General features: G+C 46.6%; 18 protein-coding genes and 1 pseudogene. 14 read left to right on the top strand and 5 right to left on the bottom strand.

The window, feature by feature from the left end; genetic code table 11:
* The first annotated feature begins 11 nt into the window (after positions 1 to 11).
* The 7 genes from rpsL (at position 12) to KHN79_RS12595 (ending at position 7,121) form a co-directional block, all read left to right on the top strand.
* Positions 12 to 386 (top strand): 30S ribosomal protein S12, encoded by a 375-nt coding sequence (rpsL, locus tag KHN79_RS12625; protein WP_004399892.1) that lies wholly within the window; start codon positions 12 to 14, stop codon positions 384 to 386.
* A 100-nt stretch (positions 387 to 486) separates the two neighbouring features.
* Positions 487 to 957, top strand: a complete 471-nt coding sequence (gene rpsG / locus KHN79_RS12620; protein ID WP_021707400.1) for a 30S ribosomal protein S7 — start codon at positions 487 to 489, stop codon at positions 955 to 957.
* A gap of 136 nt (positions 958 to 1,093) precedes the next feature.
* Positions 1,094 to 3,193 (top strand): elongation factor G, encoded by a 2,100-nt coding sequence (gene fusA / locus KHN79_RS12615; protein ID WP_182011650.1) that lies wholly within the window; start codon positions 1,094 to 1,096, stop codon positions 3,191 to 3,193.
* 153 nt (positions 3,194 to 3,346) lie between these two features.
* Positions 3,347 to 4,531: an elongation factor Tu gene (gene tuf / locus KHN79_RS12610; protein WP_211907249.1), complete on the top strand. Its 1,185-nt coding sequence runs from the start codon at positions 3,347 to 3,349 to the stop codon at positions 4,529 to 4,531.
* A 335-nt stretch (positions 4,532 to 4,866) separates the two neighbouring features.
* Positions 4,867 to 5,052 (top strand): (2Fe-2S)-binding protein, encoded by a 186-nt coding sequence (locus tag KHN79_RS12605; protein WP_182011525.1) that lies wholly within the window; start codon positions 4,867 to 4,869, stop codon positions 5,050 to 5,052.
* A 96-nt stretch (positions 5,053 to 5,148) separates the two neighbouring features.
* Positions 5,149 to 5,634, top strand: a complete 486-nt coding sequence (gene bfr, locus KHN79_RS12600; protein ID WP_182011524.1) for a bacterioferritin — start codon at positions 5,149 to 5,151, stop codon at positions 5,632 to 5,634.
* A gap of 209 nt (positions 5,635 to 5,843) precedes the next feature.
* Positions 5,844 to 7,121, top strand: coding sequence for a malic enzyme-like NAD(P)-binding protein (locus KHN79_RS12595; RefSeq protein ID WP_182011523.1), 1,278 nt, complete (start codon positions 5,844 to 5,846; stop codon positions 7,119 to 7,121).
* 129 nt (positions 7,122 to 7,250) lie between these two features.
* On the opposite strand, the gene metJ is transcribed toward KHN79_RS12595, so the two are convergent.
* On the bottom strand, positions 7,251 to 7,571 hold the full coding sequence (gene metJ / locus KHN79_RS12590; RefSeq protein WP_014233166.1) for a met regulon transcriptional regulator MetJ: 321 nt from the start codon (positions 7,569 to 7,571) through the stop codon (positions 7,251 to 7,253).
* Positions 7,572 to 7,796: 225 nt separating this feature from the next.
* On the opposite strand from metJ, the gene KHN79_RS12585 reads away from it, so the two are divergent.
* From KHN79_RS12585 to metF, 3 genes and pseudogenes are all read left to right on the top strand, one after another.
* The gene (locus KHN79_RS12585; RefSeq protein ID WP_182011522.1) at positions 7,797 to 8,960 is read left to right on the top strand and encodes an O-succinylhomoserine (thiol)-lyase; all 1,164 of its coding nucleotides are present in this window, start codon (positions 7,797 to 7,799) and stop codon (positions 8,958 to 8,960) included.
* Positions 8,961 to 8,970: 10 nt separating this feature from the next.
* Positions 8,971 to 11,378 (top strand): annotated as a pseudogene (locus KHN79_RS12580) (bifunctional aspartate kinase/homoserine dehydrogenase II).
* Positions 11,379 to 11,653: 275 nt separating this feature from the next.
* Positions 11,654 to 12,550, top strand: coding sequence for a methylenetetrahydrofolate reductase (gene metF, locus KHN79_RS12575; RefSeq protein WP_182011521.1), 897 nt, complete (start codon positions 11,654 to 11,656; stop codon positions 12,548 to 12,550).
* A 75-nt stretch (positions 12,551 to 12,625) separates the two neighbouring features.
* Here the strand turns inward: metF and KHN79_RS12570 are convergent, their stop codons facing one another.
* The 3 genes from KHN79_RS12570 to argE all read right to left on the bottom strand — a co-directional run bounded on the left by KHN79_RS12570 (position 12,626) and on the right by argE (position 17,654).
* Complete coding sequence (locus KHN79_RS12570; RefSeq protein WP_182011520.1) at positions 12,626 to 13,165, bottom strand: PadR family transcriptional regulator; 540 nt, start codon at positions 13,163 to 13,165, stop codon at positions 12,626 to 12,628.
* Between the two features lie 422 nt (positions 13,166 to 13,587).
* On the bottom strand, positions 13,588 to 16,221 hold the full coding sequence (gene ppc / locus KHN79_RS12565) for a phosphoenolpyruvate carboxylase (protein WP_182011519.1): 2,634 nt from the start codon (positions 16,219 to 16,221) through the stop codon (positions 13,588 to 13,590).
* 296 nt (positions 16,222 to 16,517) lie between these two features.
* On the bottom strand, positions 16,518 to 17,654 hold the full coding sequence (gene argE, locus KHN79_RS12560; RefSeq protein WP_182011518.1) for an acetylornithine deacetylase: 1,137 nt from the start codon (positions 17,652 to 17,654) through the stop codon (positions 16,518 to 16,520).
* Between the two features lie 144 nt (positions 17,655 to 17,798).
* On the opposite strand from argE, the gene argC reads away from it, so the two are divergent.
* From argC to argH, 4 genes are all read left to right on the top strand, one after another.
* On the top strand, positions 17,799 to 18,803 hold the full coding sequence (argC, locus tag KHN79_RS12555) for an N-acetyl-gamma-glutamyl-phosphate reductase (RefSeq protein ID WP_182011517.1): 1,005 nt from the start codon (positions 17,799 to 17,801) through the stop codon (positions 18,801 to 18,803).
* Between the two features lie 21 nt (positions 18,804 to 18,824).
* Complete coding sequence (gene argB / locus KHN79_RS12550; RefSeq protein WP_182011516.1) at positions 18,825 to 19,616, top strand: acetylglutamate kinase; 792 nt, start codon at positions 18,825 to 18,827, stop codon at positions 19,614 to 19,616.
* Between the two features lie 89 nt (positions 19,617 to 19,705).
* The gene (locus KHN79_RS12545; protein WP_182011515.1) at positions 19,706 to 20,920 is read left to right on the top strand and encodes an argininosuccinate synthase; all 1,215 of its coding nucleotides are present in this window, start codon (positions 19,706 to 19,708) and stop codon (positions 20,918 to 20,920) included.
* A 240-nt stretch (positions 20,921 to 21,160) separates the two neighbouring features.
* Positions 21,161 to 23,035, top strand: coding sequence for an argininosuccinate lyase (gene argH, locus KHN79_RS12540; protein WP_182011514.1), 1,875 nt, complete (start codon positions 21,161 to 21,163; stop codon positions 23,033 to 23,035).
* A 212-nt stretch (positions 23,036 to 23,247) separates the two neighbouring features.
* Here argH and KHN79_RS12535 read toward each other — a convergent pair whose 3' ends face one another.
* Positions 23,248 to 23,976 (bottom strand): glutathione peroxidase, encoded by a 729-nt coding sequence (locus KHN79_RS12535; RefSeq protein WP_182011513.1) that lies wholly within the window; start codon positions 23,974 to 23,976, stop codon positions 23,248 to 23,250.
* Between the last annotated feature and the right edge of the window lie 75 nt (positions 23,977 to 24,051).

Raw genomic sequence — 24,051 nt, 5'->3', positions numbered from 1 at the left:
GGAGCTAGTTAATGGCAACTATTAACCAGTTGGTACGTAAGCCTCGTGCAAAGCAAGTTGTTAAAAGCAACGTGCCTGCACTAGAAGCGTGCCCACAAAAACGTGGTGTATGTACTCGTGTTTACACTACTACACCTAAAAAACCTAACTCAGCACTTCGTAAAGTTTGTCGTGTACGTCTGACAAACGGTTTCGAAGTTACTTCGTACATCGGTGGTGAAGGTCACAACCTTCAAGAGCACTCAGTTGTTCTAATCCGTGGTGGTCGTGTTAAAGACCTTCCGGGTGTACGTTACCACACTGTTCGCGGCGCACTAGACTGTGCTGGCGTAAATGACCGTAAACAAGGTCGTTCTAAGTACGGTGTGAAGCGTCCTAAGTCTTAATGGATTCCGTTAAGTAAGGCCAAACACTAAATTATTTTTAATTTTTTGAAAAAACTGAAAAGTTTTGGATAAAACCTGAAGAAGACAACGGAGAAAATCCATGCCACGTCGTCGCGTCATTGGTCAGCGTAAGATCCTTCCAGATCCAAAATTCAAATCTGAATTGCTGGCAAAATTCGTTAACATCCTAATGGTTGACGGTAAAAAATCTACTGCAGAGAAAATCGTTTACACTGCACTAGATGCTATGGCTGAAAAGTCTGGTAAAGACCACTTAGCTATTTTTGAAGAAGCTCTTGAAAACGTACGCCCTGCGGTAGAAGTTAAATCTCGCCGTGTTGGTGGTTCAACTTACCAAGTTCCTGTAGAAGTTCGTCCGGTTCGCCGTAACGCGCTTGCTATGCGTTGGTTGGTTGAAGCTGCGCGCAAGCGTGGTGAAAAATCTATGGCTCAACGCCTAGCTGCTGAAATGCTAGACGCGTCTGAGAACAAAGGTACTGCTGTTAAGAAACGTGAAGACGTTCACCGTATGGCAGAAGCGAACAAAGCGTTTGCTCATTACCGCTGGTAATACCTTTTCAGTGCTGCAAGGTTCCTTGCAGCACTTCTTTAGTTCCTATGCCTATGCTAGGAACTATTGCTATATCTAGAGGACAGCATTTTAGCTATAGCAATAGTCCCTATCTCTAAGTTAAGAGGATTCAATCGTGGCTCGCAAAACTCCTATTGAGCACTACCGTAATATCGGTATCTGTGCTCACGTAGATGCAGGTAAAACAACCACTACAGAGCGTATTCTGTTCTACACTGGTCTGTCTCATAAAATCGGTGAAGTTCACGATGGTGCAGCAACCATGGACTGGATGGAGCAGGAGCAGGAACGTGGTATCACTATCACTTCAGCTGCGACGACTACTTTCTGGCGCGGTATGGAAGCACAGTTCCCTGAACATCGCGTGAACATCATTGATACTCCTGGACACGTTGACTTTACTATCGAAGTTGAACGTTCTCTTCGTGTACTTGATGGTGCTGTAGTTGTGTTCTGTGGCTCATCTGGTGTTGAACCTCAGTCTGAAACTGTATGGCGTCAAGCAGACAAATACCATGTTCCGCGTATGGTGTTTGTAAACAAGATGGACCGTGCAGGCGCAGACTTCCTACGCGTTGTGGACCAAATTAAAAATCGTCTTGGTGCGAATCCTGTTCCAATCCAGCTAAACGTTGGTGCAGAAGAGAACTTCAGAGGTGTTATCGACCTTATCAAGATGAAAATGATCAACTGGAATGAAGCCGACCAAGGCATGTCGTTTACATACGAAGACATTCCGGCTGACATGATCGAGCTTGCTGAAGAGTGGCGCAACCATATGGTTGAGTCGGCTGCTGAAGCGACTGAAGAGCTAATGGATAAGTACCTTGAAGAAGGTGAACTGACTGAAGCTGAGATCAAACAAGCGCTACGTACTCGCACACTAAATAACGAAATCGTACTTGCCACTTGTGGTAGTGCGTTCAAGAACAAAGGTGTTCAGGCGGTACTGGATGCAGTAATCGACTTCTTACCATCGCCAGTTGATGTACCGGCTATTAAAGGTATCGATGAGAAAGAGAATGAAGTTGAGCGTCACGCTGACGACAACGAACCGTTCTCTGCGCTAGCGTTTAAGATCGCGACTGACCCATTTGTGGGGACGCTTACTTTCATGCGTGTTTACTCAGGTGTAGTAAACTCAGGTGATGGTGTCTACAACTCTGTCAAAGAGAAGAAAGAGCGTTTTGGTCGTATTGTTCAGATGCATGCAAACAAGCGTGAAGAAGTAAAAGAAGTTCGCGCTGGTGATATCGCCGCTGCAATCGGTCTGAAAGACGTAACCACAGGTGACACACTGTGTGACCAGAACCACAAGGTGATTCTGGAGCGCATGGAGTTCCCTGAACCGGTTATTCAGATTGCCGTAGAACCTCGTTCTAAGGCAGACCAAGAGAAAATGGGTATCGCGCTGGGTAAACTGGCTGCGGAAGACCCATCGTTCCGCGTGGAAACGGACGACGAGACAGGTCAGACTCTGATCTCAGGTATGGGTGAGCTTCACCTGGACATCATCGTAGACCGTATGAAGCGTGAATTCAGCGTTGATTGTAACGTTGGTAAACCTCAGGTTGCTTACCGTGAAACCATTCGTGGTAAAGCGGAAGTGGAAGGCAAGTTTGTTCGTCAGTCAGGTGGTCGTGGTCAATACGGTCATGTGTGGATTAAGCTTGAACCTTCAGAGCCTGGTGAAGGTTTCGTATTCGTAGACGAAATCGTGGGTGGTGTGGTTCCTAAGGAATACATCAGTTCGGTATCGAAAGGTATCGAAGAGCAAATGAATAGTGGTGTTCTGGCGGGTTATCCTGTTCTGGATATTAAAGCTACACTATTTGATGGTTCGTACCACGATGTAGACTCTAGTGAGATGGCGTTCAAGATCGCTGGCTCAATGGCATTCAAGAAAGGTGCACTAGAAGCGCAACCTGTGATTCTAGAACCAATGATGAATGTCGAAGTAACCACTCCGGAAGATTGGATGGGTGACGTTGTTGGTGACCTAAACCGTCGTCGCGGCATTATCGAAGGTATGGACGAAGGCGTAGCTGGTCTTAAGATCATCCGTGCGCAAGTCCCACTATCTGAGATGTTTGGTTACGCAACTGACCTACGTTCTGCAACTCAAGGCCGTGCGTCTTACTCTATGGAGTTCCATGAGTACGCTGAAGTGCCTAAGAACTTTGCAGATGCAATCATTGCAGAGCGTGGTTACTAATTGACGACTGAGCGACAAAAAGTTTATGACTTTTTTGTCAGATCAAGCCGTCCAAATATTGCGCTAACGAGCGTTGGCGCATAAAATAACGTATCTGGCGCGTCGTAGGTCAATAATGATCACGGCGAATCATAACTAGGAAGGAACACGATTGTGTCTAAAGAAAAATTTGAACGTGTAAAACCGCACGTAAACGTTGGTACTATCGGCCACGTTGACCACGGTAAAACAACTCTAACTGCTGCTATCTGTACTACTCTTGCAAAAGTGTACGGCGGTGCTGCTCGTGACTTCGCATCTATCGATAACGCTCCAGAAGAGCGTGAGCGTGGTATCACAATCGCAACGTCTCACGTAGAGTACGACACTCCAAGCCGTCACTACGCACACGTAGACTGCCCAGGACACGCTGACTATGTTAAAAACATGATCACTGGTGCTGCACAGATGGACGGTGGTATCCTAGTTGTTGCTGCAACAGATGGCCCAATGCCACAAACTCGTGAGCACATCCTACTAGGCCGTCAGGTTGGTATCCCATACATCATCGTATTCATGAACAAATGTGACATGGTTGACGATGAAGAGCTACTAGAACTAGTAGAAATGGAAGTTCGTGAACTTCTTTCTGAGTACGACTTCCCAGGTGATGACCTACCAGTTATCCAAGGTTCTGCACTAGGCGCACTAAACGGCGAAGAGCAGTGGGAAGCGAAAATCGTTGAACTAGCTGAAGCGCTAGATTCATACATCCCAGAGCCAGAGCGTGCAATCGATCTACCGTTCCTAATGCCTATCGAAGACGTATTCTCGATCCAAGGCCGTGGTACAGTAGTAACTGGTCGTATCGAACGTGGTATCCTAAACGTAGGTGACGAAGTTGCTATCGTAGGTATCAAAGACACTACTACTACTACATGTACTGGTGTTGAAATGTTCCGTAAGCTTCTAGACGAAGGTCGTGCGGGTGAGAACGTTGGTGCACTTCTACGTGGTACTAAGCGTGACGAAGTAGAACGTGGTCAAGTACTAGCTAAGCCAGGTTCAATCACTCCACACACTAAGTTTGAATCAGAAGTATACGTACTGTCTAAAGATGAAGGTGGTCGTCACACTCCATTCTTCAAAGGCTACCGTCCACAGTTCTACTTCCGTACAACTGACGTAACTGGTGACATCACTCTACCAGACGGCGTAGAAATGGTAATGCCTGGTGACAACGTACAGATGACTGTTGAGCTAATCGCACCAATCGCAATGGACGAAGGTCTACGTTTCGCGATCCGTGAAGGTGGCCGTACAGTAGGTGCTGGTGTTGTTGCTAAGATCTTCGACTAATTCATAACGAATTAAGCGAAATCTTGCACTTTTCTTCACTTTGAAGAAAACGCAAGCAAGAAAAAGGGAGGCTTTGGCTTCCCTTTTTTCATTTCTAAATTCTTATTTGGTTATAAGCCGATAAGTAATCCTCGTATTTTTTATTTGTTAAAACAGACTCTTATTTGCTAAAAAATTTCCCAGTTAACCCTCCTTCCCTAAGTGCTTGATCCTTACCTGCCATATAAAAATCTATATAACTAAATGTTCTGAGTTGAATGCACAATACGACTGGTAACAAGAACTATTCTTGTTTATATTATTCTCCTCGGGTTATTTCTATTGGGTTTCAGAGTATGTTTGTGTGTCTTTGTCATAGTGTTTCTGACAAGAAAATTAGAAAGTTAGCGATGGATGAAGGCATAACGGATATAAGAGGGATAAAGCGATGTACGGCACTGGGCAGCCAGTGTGGTAAATGCATCAGACAAGCCAAAGAAATTTTAGCTGAGCATTACACTGAACTAAAACAAGCCTGCTAACCACCGTAATGATACGGTGAAGGTAGTTGCGCCTTTTGACACCTTCTCATTTGCTTCTACATTTAAATGAAGCCTAAAAAGAGGAGGGGCTTTTCCATGAAAGGCGATCCAATCATAATACAACATCTCAACAAAGTACTCGGTAACGAGCTCGTCGCTATTAATCAATATTTTCTTCATGCTCGTATGTACAAGGACTGGGGCTTAAAGCACCTCGCCGATAAGGAGTATCACGAGTCTATTGATGAAATGAACCACGCTGATCATTTAATCGAACGTATTCTGTTTTTAGAAGGTTTACCTAACCTGCAAGATCTAGGCAAACTGATGATCGGCGAAGATACCAAAGAAATGCTCGAATGCGATCTCAAATTGGAAATGGCTGCTATCCCAGATCTCAAAGACGCAATCGCTTATTCGGAAGATATTCGCGATTATGTTTCCCGTGATTTGTTTCAAGATATTCTTCAAGATGAAGAAGAGCATGTCGACTGGCTGGAAACTCAGCTGGGTCTGATCGAAATGTCCGGCATCGCCAACTATCTGCAATCACAGTATGTTGATGAAGATGACGACGAATAATCTCTAGCTCCCAATCAGTTAGAAGTCCTCACCAATCCCTAGAGTAGTGCACCTGACTTAAAAGTTAGGTGCTTTTCCTGTTTATCTGGTCTAATCTCTTTTATTGTCATTCATTTTAAGGATATTGCTCGCATTCTTATCTATGAAGATTGATTTCTATCATTTAGAATTTATTCCCCCTTACCTATAAAATAAAAAAAGAGACCCCCATGTCTGAAGAGAACAGCCAAGCAGTAACTCCGGAAGAAGAAAAGCGTCAACAAGCTCTTGATTACCATGCTTACCCAACCCCGGGTAAAATAGCTGTTGAGTTAACTAAGCCAGCGGAAACCGCAGGTGACCTTGCATTAGCATACAGCCCTGGCGTTGCCGAACCTGTACGTGAAATCGCGCAAAATCCTGATAATGTCTATAAGTACACCGCGAAAGGTAACATGGTTGCCGTGATTTCTAACGGTACTGCTATTCTTGGTCTGGGTAACCTTGGTCCTCTTGCTTCTAAACCAGTTATGGAAGGTAAAGCGTTACTGTTTAAGCGTTTTGCAGGCCTGGATTCAATTGATATTGAAGTAAAGCACCGCACTATTGATGAGTTCGTTAATACCGTAGCGAGCATTGCTGATACATTCGGTGGCATCAACCTTGAAGATATCAAGGCACCGGACTGTTTTGAAATTGAAAAGCGTCTTATTGAGCGCTGTGACGTTCCTGTCTTCCATGATGACCAGCACGGTACAGCTATCGTTACGGCTGCAGGTATGCTCAATGCCATCGAGCTGCAAGGTAAGAAACTCGAAGAGTCGGTTATTGTGTGTCTGGGTGCCGGGGCTGCAGCGGTTGCTTGTATGGAACTGCTGATCAAGTGTGGTGCAATGCGTGAAAAGATTTATATGCTGGATCGTAAAGGCGTAATTCATACGCGTCGTGACGATCTAAACGAGTACAAACAGTTGTTTGCGAACAACACTGATAAGCGTACTTTAGAGGACGTGATTGAAGGTGCGGATCTGTTCCTTGGTGTTTCTGGTCCGAATCTTTTACCAGCCGAAGCTCTGAAGTTAATGGCAGACAAACCAATTGTTTTTGCGTGTTCAAACCCGGACCCTGAAATCAAGCCAGAGCTTGCTCATGAAGTGCGTGATGATCTTATTATGGGTACCGGACGTAGTGATTACCCGAACCAGGTTAACAACGTGCTTTGTTTCCCATTCATTTTCCGTGGTGCGCTTGATGTCCGGGCAAGTGAAATCAATGATGAAATGAAACTGGCGGCGGTTGACGCTATTCGTCAGTTGGCTAAAGAGCCAGTGCCGGAAGCGGTATTGAAAGCGGCAGGTGTAGATAAGCTGGAGTTTGGCTCTGACTACATCATTCCTAAACCAATGGATGCCCGTCTGCTGCCACGTGTTGCAAAAGCGGTCGCTCAAGCTGCTGTTGACTCAGGTGTTGCTCGTATTGAAATGCCGGAAAACTATATGTCTGCGTGATCAATATGGCTGAGTAATTAGCTGTTGTAAAACATGTACAAAAAATGGGACGCGATGGCGTCCCATTTTTTTATGTCATTTTGGTCCCAGAATCTGAATCACCATTCGTTAGATTCGTTTTGACGCTAATTACTCTTCGTCAAATGACTCAAATTCGATACCCATTTCCGTCATCAGCGCTTTCGCTTCTGTCGGGATATCATCTGGGCGATCTTTACGAAGGTCTTCATCCGTTGGAAGCGGCTGGCCTGTATACGCGTGCAGGAATGCTTCGCATAGCAGTTCGCTATTGGTTGCGTGGCGTAAGTTGTTGATCTGACGACGAGTACGCTCATCAGTTAGCACTTTTAAAACTTTCAGCGGGATAGATACAGTGATTTTTTTTACTTGTTCGCTTTTCTTTCCATGCTCAGCATACGGGCTAATGTATTCGCCATTCCAGTCAGCCATTGCGTACCTTCATATTTGTAATGGGTTAAAAATAATTGAGTTGCTGATTTTAGCTGCATTTACTGCCATAAGCAAAGACATATAGACGTCTAGAAGTGTTGACGTCTCAAAAATAGACGAGTAAAGTGACAAGAATAGTGAGGGAAATGTGCAATTCATTGAATCTGATAGTTCAGGTATAGCGCATTCCTATTTAGAAGTCACCACTTGTGAAAGGATACACCCATGAGCACCCGCAAGCCCGCGACCATTGCTGTACGCACTGGCATAGAATCTGATACTCAATATCATGCTGTCGTACCACCTATCTACCTTTCAACAAATTACGGCTTTCCTGCATTTGGGGAAGTTCCAAAGTACGATTACACCCGTTCAGGTAATCCGAACCGAGGGTTGTTGGAAAGTGCTCTGTCTGAGTTAGAGTCAGGTAAAGGGGCTGTGGTCACTAACTGCGGTACGTCAGCACTGAACTTGTGGGTTTCTGCGTTTATTGGTCCTGATGACCTGATTGTAGCGCCACATGATTGCTACGGCGGTACTTACCGTCTGTTCAACACCCGCTCTAACAAAGGCGATTTCAGGGTACTGTTTGTTGATCAATCTGACGAGCAGGCACTTGATGCCGCATTGGCGCAAAAGCCAAAACTGATTTTGTTAGAAACCCCCTCGAACCCTCTGGTTCGTGTGGTGGATATTGCTGCAGTATGTGAAAAAGCAAAACAAATTGGTGCCTTAGTCGCGGTAGACAATACTTTTTTGACACCTGTGTACCAAAAGCCTTTAGACCTTGGGGCCGACTTCGTTATTCACTCCACGACAAAATACATCAATGGTCACTCAGATGTGATTGGTGGGGTGGTGATCACCAAAACACAAGAGCATGCAGAAGAGCTGGCGTGGTGGGGCAACTGCATTGGTGCGACAGGCACACCATTTGATAGCTACATGACGCTAAGAGGTATCCGTACTTTAGGCGCACGTATGCGAGTGCATGAAGAGAGCTCCCAGCAAGTGCTGGCTTACCTGAAGAAACAGTCTTTAGTAGCAAAAATTTATCATCCGAGTCTGCCAGAACACCCGGGACATGAGATTGCTAAGAAGCAGCAATCTGGTTTTGGTTCAATGCTGAGTTTTGAGTTTGGCGGCTCAATTGAGCAGCTCAAAGCGTTTGTTAAAGAGCTGCAGTTATTCTCTCTTGCTGAGTCACTTGGTGGGGTAGAGAGCCTGATATGTCACCCAGCATCAATGACACACCGTGCGATGGGTGAGGAAGCGTTGGCAGAAGCTGGCGTCTCTCAGCAATTGCTGCGCCTTTCTGTCGGACTGGAAGATGCGCAAGATCTGATCGCTGACCTTGAACAAGCCTTTACCAAATCTGCACAGCAATAGGAGAGTACTGATGACTGTACTACGTCAGCTACATAAGTTTGGCGGTAGCAGCCTGGCAAACCCGGAGTGCTACTTACGTGTAGCGGGTATTCTCAAAGAGTACTCTAAAGAAAATGATTTGGTAGTGGTATCGGCAGCAGGTAAAACGACTAACCACTTAATTGAGTTTCTGGAAGGCTTAGACAAAGATGGCCGGATTGCCCATGAAGCTCTGCATAACTTGCGACTGTTTCAAAGCAGTCTGATTGAAGACCTGCTAGAAGGTGAAGTTCAGGAACAACTGCTTGCTTCGTTGAATGACGAGTTCAGTACATTGGCTGAGCTAACTTCCCCTCTGACCGACGCGCAAAAAGCGGCGGTATTAGGCCACGGAGAGGTATGGTCTTCACGTTTACTGGCGGCATTACTGAGCCAGCAGGATATCCCGGCCGTCGCGCAAGACGCTCGTACATTCTTACGTGCGGAAGCCGGCACTCAGCCTGAAGTCGACCGTGCTCGTTCGTACCCGCTTCTTAAAGAAACACTCGCGCAGCATAGCCACAAGCGAGTGATCATCACAGGTTTCATGGCACAGAACGAGCAAGGTGAGACTGTTCTGCTTGGCCGTAATGGTTCAGACTATTCTGCGACGGTAATTGGTGCGCTTGCTGAGGTCAGTACAGTGACTATCTGGAGTGATGTGGCCGGTGTTTACAGTGCCGATCCGCGTTTAGTCTCTGATGCGTGTCTATTACCGCTTTTACGTTTGGATGAAGCCAGTGAACTTGCCCGCCTGGCGGCTCCTGTCTTGCACAGCCGAACGCTTCAGCCAGTGGCTCAAAGTGCAATGGATCTGAGCCTCAAGTGCAGTTACCAGCCAGAGTCAGGTTCGACTCGTATTGAACGTGTACTGGCATCTGGTCGCGGAGCGAAAATCATCACGTCGCTTGATGAGGTCTTGCTGGTAGAGCTTTCGTTTGCACACGGACATGATTTTGAAAAAACTCAGACTGATGTGCTCGAATCTCTTAAACGTGCTCAGTTGGAGCCGCTCGCATTTGAGGTGCAGTCTGAACAACACATACTACGACTGGCGTACACGGCAGAGATCGCCGGTGGTGCACTCAAGTATCTGCAGGCATCTTTGTCAGAGGCGGATATTACTCTGGCAGAGGGGTATTCTTTGTTAGCCGCCGTAGGTGCGGGTGTGACCACTAATGCTAATCACTGCTTTGGTTTCCAGCAAAAACTAAAACATTTGCCGGTAGAGTTTATATCTGAAACCGAGTCGGGCTTGAGTCTGGTGGCGGTATTGCGTCGCACCAATACCGAGGAACTGGTTCAAACCATTCACAGCCAGCTTTTTCAGGCACAAAAACGCGTAGCGGTTGCATTATGTGGTAAAGGCAACATCGGGTCGAGCTGGCTAAATCTGTTTGCTACACAGAAAAGTGAGCTTGAAAAGCGTCATGGCATGAGTTTCGATTTGGTCGCCGTGGTTGATAGTCAGAAGTACTGGTTTGATGAGCAGGGCATTGATGCAAACAGCGTTTCCACGCGATTCAATGATGAAAGTACTGAGAATGACGGTGCCTGGCTGACCCGTCTTGGCGCTCTTCAGGAATACGACGAGGCCGTTGTCCTTGATGTTACCGCAAGTAAAGAGCTGGCAAGCAGTTACGTTGATATTGCTCAGCAGGGCATCCACTTAATCTCTGCGAACAAAGTGGCAGGCTCGGCGGACAGCGAATACTACCATCAGGTTCAGGATGCTTTTGCAAAGATTGGTCGTCACTGGCTTTACAATGCAACAGTAGGCGCGGGATTACCAATTAACCATACCGTCCGCGACCTGCGTGAGAGTGGTGATGAAATCGTCGCACTTTCGGGGGTATTTTCCGGCACGCTTTCGTGGCTGTTCCAGCAGTTTGATGGATCAGTACCATTTAGCGAGTTGGTTGATTTAGCCTGGCAACAAGGCTTAACCGAGCCTGACCCCCGATCTGACCTCGATGGTTCGGATGTGATGCGTAAACTGGTGATTCTGGCTCGTGAGTCTGGTCTCGATATCGAACCGGAAAGTATAAAAGTAGAATCATTGGTGCCTGAAGAGCTGCGTGATCTGAGTTTGGATGAGTTTTTCGATAATGCAGACTTGCTCAGCCAAACCTTGCAAATCGCTTAAACAAAGCTCAGAGAAACGATCAAGTACTTCGCTATGTGGCCCGTTTGGAAAAAGATGGCAAAGCGACCGTCGGTATCGAAGCGTTGTCGCGGGAGGATGCGCTGGCTAACCTGCTACCATGTGACAATATCTTTGCTATTGAAAGCAAGTGGTACAGGGATAATCCGCTAGTGATCCGTGGCCCGGGTGCAGGGCGGGAAGTCACGGCAGGTGCAATTCAATCTGATCTTAACCGCCTAGCGGGGCTGTTTTAAAAGTCTCAGGAACTTCCAAAACCCCGGTATCCATCCGGGGTTTTTTATTCCTCTCTCAGTGCCATACTTAGTTTTGAAGCCTGTATTTCATCAGATGTCTAGCGGGTAAATATGAACCGGATATCAACTTGAGTTATCCTCATTATTAACTTGAAAAAAATTCATAATCACAAGGTTGACATTAAATCGTATTCAATTCATTCTGTAGACATATAGACGTCTAAACGTCGATTCGCGAAATTTGATTTGGTGGCGGTTGCCACAGGGAGAGTAAGATGGGTTACACGCACGCAGGCCACATTGATGCCTTAAACCAGAATATCGCTGAGCTGTCAGATAACATTAATGTTTCGTTTGAGTTTTTTCCGCCAAGCAGCGAAAAAATGGAAGAGACACTGTGGAACTCTGTGCACCGTCTGAAAACACTTCAACCTAAGTTTGTTTCTGTGACATACGGCGCGAACTCGGGTGAGCGTGACAGAACACACTCCATCATCAAAGAAATCAAAGCAGAAACAGGCTTAGTTGCGGCACCGCACTTAACCTGTATTGATGCGACTCGCGACGAGTTAATTGAGATTGCGGATGACTACTGGAACAACGGTATAGAAAATATCGTTGCACTGCGTGGTGACATTCCTCCTGGCGGTGGTGCTCCTGACATGTATGCCTCTGATCTGGTCGAGTTACTTAAATCGCGTCATGATTTTGATATCTCGGTAGCGGCTTTCCCTGAAGTTCACCCTGAAGCGAAAAGCGCACAGGCTGATTTACTTAACCTGAAGCGCAAGGTTGATGCAGGTGCAAGCCGGGCGATCACCCAGTTCTTCTTCGATGTCGAGTCTTACCTGCGTTTCCGTGACCGCTGTGTTGCAGCCGGTATCGATGTGGAAATCGTACCGGGCATTTTACCTGTGTCTAATTTTAAGCAGGCATCCCGCTTTGCCGCGCAGAACAACGTTAAAGTTCCGGGCTGGATGAGCCGACAATTTGAGGGCCTGGATGATGATCCGGTTACTCGTCAGTTAGTAGGCGCGAGTCAGGCGATTGATATGGTTCGTGTACTGAGCCGTGAAGGGGTGAAAGACTTCCACTTCTACACACTAAACCGTGCTGAGATGACTTACGCATTATGCCACACACTAGGCGTGCGACCTCAGATTGCCGTCTAAGTCGAACAGATATTAAAAAGGCTTGCCATCTGGCAAGCCTTTTTTCGATATATTGTATGAATAAACTGAAACTTTTTAGCCGATAACTTCAAGTTCAGTCAGCACTTCTTCTGCCCAGGTAATCCACGTTTCGCGCAATAGTAGGTTGCGGCGTAGCGTCAGGCGTTCCAGACGTGCTTGTTTATCCAGAGTCGACGGCGTAGCGTAGTATGCCGCTTCAATTTCTTTGTAGTGTGAAACCAGTTTGCGTGACTCTTCAACCAGTTCAGACAGTTGCTCACGGAAAGGTGCAGCAGGTTGCACCGCGCAAGCCATTAGTTTTGCGGAGAACTCATCACGAACTGTTGGGTGTGCCGTTGGTTGGTCAAACCATTCACCTAGTGCACTACGCCCGGCATCTGTGATGGAGTATACCTTACGATCCGGTTTACCCTCTTGAGGCTCCAGTACGCAAGTAACCAGTTCTTTCTCAGCCATTTTGTTAAGTTCGCGGTAAACTTGCTGGTGACTTGCTTTCCAGAAGTAACCGATGCTAGCTGAGAATTCTTTTGTGATATCGTAACCGGTTGCATCGCGTGTGCTAAGAACAGTTAAGATTACGTGTGGTAATGACATGTCTTCAATCCAAATGGTCAATAAACTTGTAAACAAGCTACTTATACTTTCAGCTGCGCTCTTTATGGCGTTTGAGTTTTTTATGTATAAGTAGTACCAACAAAGTTGGTCCTGTCACCTTAAAGCCGTTTATCACCTAGAGATGGTTTTACCATCTTAGCCGGAGCAGTTTGATTTGAGTTATGCGCTCTCGGCAGGGCGAGTAGTATATAAATAATAAGCATGAAGTGGAATAGTAGGAATAAATTACACTAAAAAACTAATATAATACTCAGTAGAGGATTTTTGTGGTTAATTATTCTGCATTATTGGTGAATTCGTCGTTTAAACCGGATTAACTGACTAGTCAATTGCTCTTCAATCTGATGAATATAAGAAAGGCTGAGCGGTTGCTCAGCCTTTCAGTTCATAAACGATGAGGATTATCCGGTGTTACGCATACCAGCAGCAATACCTGCAATCGTCACCATCAATGCCTCTTCAAGATCCGCTGATACTTCTTCGCTTTGACGAGTACGGTAAAGTAATTCAGCCTGAAGCATATTCAATGGCTCTACATAGATGTTACGCAGGCGAATTGATTCCATACCCCACGGATCATGTTGCATCAGGTTCTCGTTGTTCTCTACGTTCAGGACTGCTTTGATGTCCTTTTGTAGCTGAGCTCGCAATCTCTCACCCAGAGGACGCAGTGATTCATCTACCAGACGCAAGTCGTAGTAGCGTGAGATGTCGATATTACATTTCGAGTACACCATCTCTAACATACCAAGGCGGGTAGAGAAGAACGGCCATTCACGGCACATCTCTTCTAATAGCGCCTGGTGACCTTTATCTACAGAGAACTGGATCGCTTCACCTGCACCTAACCAAGCCGGCAGTACCAGGCGGTTCTGGCTCCAGGAGAAAATCCATGGAATCGCACGTAAACTTTCTACACCGCCGTTCGGGTTACGTTTTGCAGGGCGGGAACCAAGTGGTAATTTACCCAGCTCAAGTTCCGGAGTTGCCTGGCGGAAGTAAGGCACAAAGTCTGGTTCGCCGCGAACGACACTTCTGTAAGCTTCACAGCTTACTTCAGACAGTACTTCCATCAGATCGCGCCATTCTTGTTTTGGTTCTGGTGGTGGCAGCAGGTTTGCTTCCAGAATCGCACTCGCGTACAGGTTGAAGCTGTTTACCGCAACATCTGGCAGACCGAGTTTAAAGCGAATCATTTCACCTTGCTCGGTTACACGCAGACCGCCTTTAAGGCTTTTAGGTGGCTGAGACAGCAACGCAGCATGTGCCGGTGCACCACCACGACCAACCGTACCACCGCGACCGTGGAACAGGGTCAGTTCAACACCTTCTTTTTCAGCAACTTTGACCAGTGACTCCATTGCATGGTACTGAGCCCAGCCCGCAGACATCACGCCCGCATCTTTCGCTGAGTCAGAGTAGCCAATCATGACCATTTGGTGGTTTTGAATAAAACCACGGTACAAATCGATATCCATCAATTGTTTGATGACCGATTCTGCATTGTTCAGGTCGTCCAGAGTTTCAAATAACGGACAGACATCCATGCGGTAAGGACAACCTGATTCTTGAAGCAGCAGGTGTACCGCCAGAACATCAGAGGCCGTACGGGCCATAGAGATGACATAAGCGCCGAACGCTTCACGAGACTGGGCAGCAATAATCTTACAGGTGTCCAGAACCTCCTGAACCGGCTCTGATGGCTGCCAGTCGCGTGGCAGGAGCGGACGCTTAGAAGCCAGCTCGTTGGTCAGGAAGGCAATTTTATCCTGCTCACTCCACTGCTCGTAGTCACCAATACCTAGGTAACGTGTCAGCTCAGAAAGCGCGTTTGCGTGACGGGTGCTCTCCTGACGGATATCGAGTCGAACCAGGTGCACACCAAACGCTTTAACGCGGCGTAGTGTATCCAGTAGTGAACCGTCAGCAATAACACCCATGCCGCACTCATGCAGAGATTGGTAACAGGCGTAAAGTGGATCCCAGAGCTGCTCTACTTTCTGTAGCGGTGCTTTTACAGCCAGCCTTTGGCCGTAGATTTTCGCATCCAGAATCTCTTTGGTTTCAGTCAGCAGTGTGCGCAGTTGCTTGAGGATTGCGCGGTACGGTTCGTGTTGATCATCGCCAGCGAGTGTACGTACCTGATCGTTGCAGACTGTCATCGACAGTTCGCTGATCAGTTCGTTGATGTCGTTGAGGTAAAGATCCGCCGCTTTCCAGCGGGACAGAAGCAGCACTTCACGTGTAATGCTGTGTGTCACAAACGGGTTACCGTCCCGGTCACCACCCATCCAGGAAGAAAAGTGCACCGGACGGGCATCAATTGGTAAACCTTCGCCCAGGTATGATTGCAGACGATCATCCATTTCACGCAGGAATTCAGGTACCGCTTCCCACAGGGAATTTTCTACAACAGCAAAGCCCCATTTGGCTTCATCAAGTGGCGTCGGACGTTGTTGGCGGATCACATCAGAGTGCCAGCCCTGAACGATCAACTGTTCTAGTCGTCGCTCAGTTTTTTTACGCTCTTTAGATGAAAGATCGCTTAACTCTAGCTTGGACAAACACTCGTTGATCTTCACCAGTTTATTGATCATGGTGCGGCGGGTGATCTCTGTCGGGTGAGCCGTCAAAACCAACTCAATATTCAGATCGCGAACTGCCTGAGCGGTATCAAGCTTGCTGACATTGTTTTGCACCAGTTTAGAAAACAGCGAGTTGATCGCATCTGGTTCGCAGATGTGCTCTTCACAGTGACGTGAAATCGTGTGGTATTGCTCAGCAATATTTGTCAGGTTCAGAAACTGGTTAAACGCGCGGGTAACTGGCGTTAACTGCTCATCAGGAAGGTGTTTGATTTCTTCTATCAAGCTTTCCTTGTCTGCTTGATTTCCTGCTTGGGCAGATTTGGATAATTTACGAATGGTTTCCACTTTTTCGAAAATTTCTTCGCCATGGGCATCGCGAATCGTGTTGCCCAGTAAGTGGCCTAGCATGCGCACATTGCTTTTGAGTGCGGCGTATTTCTCATTCATTGTCGTCCTGCCTCGTAATAAAACTACATCCATTGTCCTTGTTAAGACACCAATCTAGCGAAAAGCACCAGTTCTAGTCAAATAAAGCCGACTATGTTTGTAATTATTCCGCTTCTATCCTGATTTAGAGCAAAGTTACGATGCATATAGAATATTGGGTGAAAATTAATTACAAAATAACCAGTTAAATAATGGTCAAGTGTCAACAAAAGATATTAAGAAAGATTATAAATAAATTAGTCAGTGCAGCTCATCCGAGCTGCACGCTTTTGTTGTGAGCAGAAACTGAAGTATGGTTAACAGCAGTACCTGATCATGGCTTTAGACAGCACGTCTATAGTGGGATCTATAAAATCAAAGGCGAGAAACTCGTCTGGTTGATGCGCCTGATCAATTGAACCGGGACCAAGCACTAACGTCGGACAAAGCTCTTGTAAAAACGGGGCTTCGGTACAGTAGTTTACGGTCTGCGAGCTGGTCTCACATAACTCTTCGACACCACCAATGAATGGGTGATCATGAGGGCACTCATAACCCGGAATAGCTTCGTGGAGCGGAATAACTTCGATTCGGCCCGGCCACTTAGCTTCTACTTCTTTAAGTGCGCCACGCAACATGTTTTCCAAACCGTCCAGGCTGATGCCCGGTAAAGGTCGAACGTCATAATGAAGTTCGCAGCAACCACAGATGCGGTTAGCACTGTCGCCACCATGAATATGACCAAGGTTTAAAGTCGGGCTTGGTATAGCAAATCCGGGGTGGTGGTACTCTTTAATTAACTTGTCGCGTAGTTGCATCATGGCAAACATCACTTCATGCATGATCTCAATTGCATTCACGCCCAGAGCCGGATCTGATGAGTGGCCAGATTTACCGGTGACGCGAATTGCATTGGCGACATGCCCTTTATGGCCGCGAATTGGTACCAGACTGGTTGGTTCTCCGATAATGCAGTAATCCGGTTTAAATGGCGCGTTTGCGGTGAAATGTCTTGCGCCCAGCATCGTGGTTTCTTCATCACAGGTCGCTAACACATAAAGCGGCTTGTTCTGTTTAGTCCAGTCGACTTTCTTAACTGCTTCATAAATGAAGGCAAAGAAGCCTTTCATGTCTGCCGTACCCAAACCATAAAAACGGTTATCTTTTTTGGTCAGCTTATGCGGGTCGAAGTTCCAGCGCCCTTCGTCAAACGGAACCGTGTCACTGTGCCCGGCAAGGAGGAGTCCTCCTTCTCCCTCACCCATACGTGCGATCATATTGTGTTTGCCTGGCTCTACTTCGATCACCTCAACACTGAAACCAAGATCTCTGAACCAGGTCGCGAGTTTTTCGATCACTTTCGCATTGCCCTGATCCCATTTCGGATCCGTTGAGCTGATTGAAGAGGTACTGATGAGTCCTTCATAGACCTCTAGAAAAGTTGGTAATTGCATGGATTCTTCAAATCTCCTGTTGACAGACCGAGCACAAAAATGTAAAACACATATTAAATCATATTTAATGAATAAAAAATCAATATACAGCAAAAGTTAAATATGAATAGTCACTTGAGCCTTTAAGTTTACGGATGTTATAGAATGCTAAAAACCACGATTATCGGAGCCAGCGGTTACACCGGCGCAGAGTTAGCTTTAATGGTTAACAAACACCCGGAACTCACGCTATCAGGTTTATACGTATCCGCCAACAGTGTGGATGCAGGAAAAAGCATCGCACAGCTGCATGGCAAGTTAGACGGCGTAATCGATATGCCGGTTAACCCGTTAACCGATCCGAATAAAGTGGCTGAACAATCTGATGTGGTGTTTCTGGCCACTGCACACGAAGTCAGTCATGACCTTGCCCCGATTTTTCTTGAAGCAGGATGTCAGGTCTTTGATTTATCTGGTGCATTCCGTGTTCAGAATGAAGACTTTTACGACACCTTTTACGGTTTCAAGCATCAATTTAACAACTGGCTGGACAAAGCGGCGTATGGCTTAGCGGAGTGGAATTTCGAAGCAATTAAAAACACTCCTTTAGTTGCGGTAGCGGGCTGCTACCCAACAGCGTCGCAATTGGCAATCAAACCTCTGCTAGAAGGTAAGTTGCTGGATACTAATCAATGGCCGGTAATCAATGCGACTAGCGGTGTATCTGGGGCCGGCAGAAAAGCTTCGATGACCAATAGCTTCTGCGAAGTGAGTCTGCAACCTTACGGAGTCTTCAGTCATCGTCATCAACCTGAGATCGCTCAGCATCTAGGTTGTGATGTGATTTTTACCCCTCATTTGGGCAATTTTAAGCGCGGCATTCTTGCCACAATCACTATGAAGTTAGCATCAGGTGTGACCGCAGAACAGGTTACTAAGGCATTCGAACTAGCCTATCAGGGCAAGCCTGCTGTGCGTCTTAAAGGGGATGGCATTCCACGTATTCAGGATGTTGAAAATACACCTTTCTGTGATATCGGCTGGAAGGTGCAGGGCGAGCATGTGATTGTGATTTCTGCCATCGACAACCTACTCAAAGGTGCATCGAGCCAAGCGATGCAGTGTTTAAATATTCATTACGGTTACCCAGAACTGACAGCGTTGCTGTAGTCGTTGATAGAGGGAAAAGCAATGACGCAAACCAATCAAGCTCCATTAGTCATTAAGCTAGGCGGTGCAGCTTTATCTTGCACAAAAACCTTAAGCCAACTGTTTGGTGCCATCGTGGCTTACCAAGAGTCGGCGCAGCGACAAATCGCCATCGTTCATGGCGGTGGCTACTTGGTGGACGAGTTGATGAGCAAGTTACAACTCCAAACCGTAAAGAAACACGGCTTACGTGTCACTCCTTACGACCAAATCCCTGTCATTGCTGGCGCGCTAGCGGGTACAGCAAACAAACTCCTGCAAGGTCAGGCAATTGCGGATGGTCTTAATGCAGTCGGTCTGAGTTTAGCTGATGGCGGTTTATGTAAAGTTGAAGAACTTGATCCTGAGCTGGGCGCGGTAGGTAAAGCCTCTCCGGGGGATTCAACTCTGCTGCAGGCGATCCTAAACACGGGTGCACTGCCAATCATTAGCTCTATCGGTCTGACCAAAGAAGGCCAGATGATGAATGTTAATGCCGATCAAGCCGCAGTCGCAGTTGCCGGAGCATTGGATGCGGAGTTGGTTCTGCTTTCTGATGTCAGTGGCGTTCTGGATGGTAAAGGTCACTTGATCAAAAGCTTATCTGAAAAAGAAGCAGATGCGTTGATCGAAGGTCACGTGATCACCGACGGCATGATCGTCAAAGTTAAAGCCGCTTTGGAGGCTGCCAATGATCTTGGCCGACCTATCGAAGTTGCAACCTGGCGTTACCCGGAGAAGCTGGAACAGTTATTTGCCGGTCAGAGTATCGGTACACAGTTTCTGCCTCAGTAAAGCCGCACTAAAGAATTTAAAGAATCATACATTAGGAAGTAGTTGGCACTGACCGCCGAGAGCAGCGCCAGTTAAATTTGGAGAAAATCATGAGCAAAGTGAACGTAAATAAAGTAGTAGTCGCATACTCAGGCGGTCTAGATACTTCAGTCATCATCCCGTGGCTAAAAGAGAATTACAACTGTGAAGTTGTCGCTTTTGTAGCCGATGTAGGTCAGGGTGCAGAAGAGCTTGAAGGCATTGAAGCGAAAGCGAAAGCATCAGGTGCATCTGAGTGTTACATCGCTGACCTGAAAGAAGAAATGGTTGCCGAATACATCTACCCAACACTAAAAACCGGTGCATACTACGAAGGTAAATACCTGTTGGGTACTTCAATGGCACGTCCAATCATCGCTAAGGCGCAGGTTGAAGTGGCGCGTAAAGTGGGTGCCGATGCACTGTGTCACGGTTGTACCGGTAAAGGTAACGACCAGGTACGTTTTGAAGGCGCGTTCGCAGCATTAGCACCTGATCTGCATGTTATCGCACCTTGGCGTGAGTGGGATCTTGTCAGCCGCGAGCAATGTTTGGATTATCTGGCTGAGCGTAACATTCCTTGTTCTGCATCGCTTACTAAGATTTACTCACGTGACGCTAACGCATGGCACATCTCTACCGAAGGCGGCGTTTTAGAGGATACTTGGAATGCGCCAAATGAAGATTGCTGGGTATGGACGGTAGATCCGGAGCAAGCGCCAAACGAAGCAGAATATGTAACTCTGAAAGTTGAAAAAGGCGAAGTTGTTGCTGTTGATGGTGAATCAATGACGCCATATAACGCGCTGGTTTACCTGAACGAGAAAGGTGCGAAACACGGTGTTGGCCGTATTGATATCGTTGAGAACCGTCTGGTGGGTATGAAGTCTCGTGGTTGTTACGAAACTCCGGGAGGTACCATCATGATGGAAGCATTGCGTGCAGTAGAGCAATTGGTACTAGACAAAGCATCATTCGAATTCCGTGAAGAGCTGGGTCTTAAAGCTTCTCACCTTGTGTACGATGGTCGTTGGTTTACGCCATTATGTAAATCAATCCTGGCGGCTTCAGATGAGCTGGCTCAGGATGTGAATGGCGAAGTGGTTGTTAAGTTGTATAAAGGTCAGGCAACCGTTACTCAGAAACGTTCTGACAACAGCCTGTATTCAGAAGAGTTTGCAACTTTCGGTGAAGATGAAGTTTACGACCAAAGCCATGCTGGTGGTTTCATCCGTCTTTACTCGCTATCAAGCCGTATCCGTGCTTTGAACAGCCAGAAGAAATAATCCTATATTTCATTTCTGATGAAAAAGACCTGTCACCTAGTGGCAGGTCTTTTTTTTGTTTTAGCGAGTTTTTATGTGTGTCAAACTATTTTATCGTGAATAGATATGTAAAAATATTGAATTTATACTTTATTTTTTATCAAAATTGCCGTAACGTTGGCCTATAAGAAAAAGTGAGCAAATGACCATCAATTGAGTCATCACTAATTAGAGTAAGCAATAGTCATCAGGAGAGACGCAATGGCATTATGGGGCGGAAGATTTACCCAGGCAGCAGATACCAGATTCAAAGAATTCAACGATTCGTTGCGTTTCGACTACCGATTGGCTGAGCAGGATATTGTAGGCTCAATTGCATGGTCTAAAGCGCTGCTTTCTGTTGATGTGTTATCTGCAGAAGAACAGAAAAAGCTGGAACTCGCATTAAACGAGTTGAAACTTGAAGTGATGGAAGACCCGCACCAGATCCTGAGTTCTGACGCAGAAGACATTCACTCCTGGGTTGAGCAGCAACTTATTGGTAAGGTCGGTGATCTGGGTAAGAAGCTTCACACTGGCCGTTCTCGTAACGATCAGGTTGCGACTGATCTTAAGCTTTGGTGTCGTCAGCAAGGACAGCAGCTATTGATTGCTTTAGATCGTCTGCAATCGCAAATGGTGCATGTCGCAAAGCAGCACCAAGGAACAGTATTACCCGGTTATACACACCTTCAGCGTGCCCAGCCTGTGACGTTTGCACACTGGTGCTTGGCATATGTTGAAATGTTTGAACGTGACCACTCTCGTCTGAGCGATGCTCTGCAGCGTTTGGATACCTGCCCACTGGGTTCTGGTGCGCTAGCCGGTACGGCATATCCGATCAACCGTGAGCAACTTGCGCATAACCTTGGTTTCCACCGTGCGACGCGTAACTCTCTGGATTCGGTATCAGATCGTGACCATGTGATGGAACTGATGTCAGTAGCCTCGATCTCAATGCTGCACTTGTCGCGTCTGGCTGAAGATATGATCTTCTACAATTCTGGTGAGTCAAACTTCATAGAGCTGGCTGATACGGTGACGTCTGGTTCGTCTCTGATGCCACAGAAGAAAAACCCGGATGCGCTTGAACTAATCCGTGGTAAAACTGGGCGTGTATACGGCGCTCTGGCTGGCATGATGATGACAGTAAAAGCGTTGCCATTGGCATATAACAAAGATATGCAGGAAGACAAAGAAGGTTTGTTTGACGCGTTAGATACCTGGAACGACTGTATGGAAATGGCAGCATTGTGTTTCGATGGTATCAAAGTTAACGGCGAAAGGACGCTGGAAGCGGCGAAGCAGGGCTATGCCAACGCTACAGAACTGGCTGATTATCTTGTTGCTAAAGGCATTCCGTTCCGTGAAGCGCACCATATCGTGGGTGTTGCTGTAGTCGGGGCTATTGAGAAAGGCTGCGCGCTTGAAGAGCTTTCTCTGCAAGAACTGAAAGTATTCTCCGATGTGATAGAAGATGATGTGTATGAGATTCTTACTATTGAATCTTGTCTTGAAAAACGTTGCGCACTAGGCGGTGTATCACCACAGCAAGTAGCGTATGCGGTTGATCAGGCAGACAAGCGATTAGTTCAGCGTGATAATGCAGCTGTTAAAGTGCGTCCGGCGCGTCTGACGGATATCGAAACTCTTGAGGGGATGGTCGCTTACTGGGCTAACCTGGGTGAAAATCTACCGCGCTCTCGTAACGAGTTGGTGCGTGATATTGGCTCGTTTGCAGTAGCTGAGCACCATGGCGAAGTTACGGGCTGTGCTTCTCTGTACGTTTACGACTCAGGGTTAGCGGAGATCCGTTCTCTGGGTATCGAAGCCGGCTGGCAGGGACAAGGGCAGGGCAGTGCGATTGTGAATTACCTGGTTGAGAAAGCCCGTCAGATGGCGATCAAAAAAGTCTTCGTGCTCACCAGAACACCGGAGTTCTTTATGAAGCAGAGCTTTTTGCCAACCTCGAAATCACTATTGCCGGAGAAAGTACTGAAAGACTGTGATCAATGCCCACGTCAGCATGCGTGTGACGAAGTGGCACTGGAGATCAACCTAGTCGAGCAGTTGATCCAAAAAAGTCATGTGGCATAACTAAGACTGATCTTTTTAGCATTCAATGACATACTTTAGTGATGAGATCGTTACTTAAGTATTTGCTAAAAAAATCGAAAAGATTTGGAACCTTTAAGAGGAAGCAGAGTCTATTAAAGTACCACTGCTTTTTCTTAGAAGAATCTAAGAGAGCCCCGGAATCGAGATTGATTTTGGGGCTTTTTTCTATCTGTCGTTTGAGTGGGGCTTATTTACCCTAAGTAGGCTTTCAGTTCTTCGCTACCACCAATCAGTCTGCCACCAATGAATACCTGAGGCACCGTTGTACGACCAGTTATAGCGCGCAGACTTACCGTCGTTGCGTCTTTACCCAGAATTAGCTCCTCATACTGAAGACCGTTATCAATAAGGTTCTGTTTGGCTTTCACACAGAAAGGGCAACCGGGTTTGGTAAAAATAGTGATTGAATCCTGAGTTTTGTAATCCGGCGCAATGTAGTTGAGCATGGTATCGGCGTCAGAGACTTTAAACGGATCGCCCGGCTCATTTGGTTCGATAAACATTTTCTCAATAACACCATTTTTCACTAGCATGCTGTAGCGCCATGAGCGTTTGCCAAAGCCTAGATCGCTTTTATCAACCAGCATCGCCATGCCATCGGTAAACTCACCATTGCCGTCCGGAATGAAGGAAATATTGTCTGCTTCCTGCTCTTGCTTCCAGGCGTTCATGACAAATGCATCATTCACTGACACACAAAGTATCTCATCGACACCATGCTCTTTAAAGACAGGGAAAAGCTCGTTGTAACGAGGTAAATGGCTTGAAGAACACGTAGGGGTAAATGCGCCGGGTAAGCTGAAGACGATGATGGTTTTGTCTTTAAACATATCGTCGCTAGTCAGATTAATCCATGAACTGCCGACACGAGTTGGAAGAGTGACTTGTGGTACCTTTTGACCTTCTTTAGAGATAAACATCTGTTTCCTTATCATTCTTTTTAAATCAATGAGCACCGTGCTCGTTTTTATTCTGACAGCCGCTCCTATTATTGT

It is taken from the genome of Vibrio sp. B1FLJ16 (assembly GCF_905175385.1).
Taxonomy (GTDB): domain Bacteria; phylum Pseudomonadota; class Gammaproteobacteria; order Enterobacterales; family Vibrionaceae; genus Vibrio.
The sequence above is the reverse complement of the archived record's forward strand: the minus strand, read 5'-3'. Positions and strand labels throughout refer to the sequence as shown.

Excerpts from the sequence above, each read along its gene's own strand:
- rpsL (WP_004399892.1), top strand. The coding sequence starts at position 12 with ATGGCAACTATTAACCAGTTGGTACGTAAGCCTCGTGCAAAGCAAGTT.
- rpsG (WP_021707400.1), top strand. The coding sequence starts at position 487 with ATGCCACGTCGTCGCGTCATTGGTCAGCGTAAGATCCTTCCAGATCCA.
- KHN79_RS12605 (WP_182011525.1), top strand. The coding sequence starts at position 4,867 with ATGTTTGTGTGTCTTTGTCATAGTGTTTCTGACAAGAAAATTAGAAAG.
- bfr (WP_182011524.1), top strand. The coding sequence starts at position 5,149 with ATGAAAGGCGATCCAATCATAATACAACATCTCAACAAAGTACTCGGT.
- KHN79_RS12595 (WP_182011523.1), top strand. The coding sequence starts at position 5,844 with ATGTCTGAAGAGAACAGCCAAGCAGTAACTCCGGAAGAAGAAAAGCGT.
- metJ (WP_014233166.1), bottom strand. The coding sequence starts at position 7,571 with ATGGCTGACTGGAATGGCGAATACATTAGCCCGTATGCTGAGCATGGA.
- KHN79_RS12585 (WP_182011522.1), top strand. The coding sequence starts at position 7,797 with ATGAGCACCCGCAAGCCCGCGACCATTGCTGTACGCACTGGCATAGAA.
- metF (WP_182011521.1), top strand. The coding sequence starts at position 11,654 with ATGGGTTACACGCACGCAGGCCACATTGATGCCTTAAACCAGAATATC.
- KHN79_RS12570 (WP_182011520.1), bottom strand. The coding sequence starts at position 13,165 with ATGTCATTACCACACGTAATCTTAACTGTTCTTAGCACACGCGATGCA.
- ppc (WP_182011519.1), bottom strand. The coding sequence starts at position 16,221 with ATGAATGAGAAATACGCCGCACTCAAAAGCAATGTGCGCATGCTAGGC.
- argE (WP_182011518.1), bottom strand. The coding sequence starts at position 17,654 with ATGCAATTACCAACTTTTCTAGAGGTCTATGAAGGACTCATCAGTACC.
- argC (WP_182011517.1), top strand. The coding sequence starts at position 17,799 with ATGCTAAAAACCACGATTATCGGAGCCAGCGGTTACACCGGCGCAGAG.
- argB (WP_182011516.1), top strand. The coding sequence starts at position 18,825 with ATGACGCAAACCAATCAAGCTCCATTAGTCATTAAGCTAGGCGGTGCA.
- KHN79_RS12545 (WP_182011515.1), top strand. The coding sequence starts at position 19,706 with ATGAGCAAAGTGAACGTAAATAAAGTAGTAGTCGCATACTCAGGCGGT.
- argH (WP_182011514.1), top strand. The coding sequence starts at position 21,161 with ATGGCATTATGGGGCGGAAGATTTACCCAGGCAGCAGATACCAGATTC.
- KHN79_RS12535 (WP_182011513.1), bottom strand. The coding sequence starts at position 23,976 with ATGTTTATCTCTAAAGAAGGTCAAAAGGTACCACAAGTCACTCTTCCA.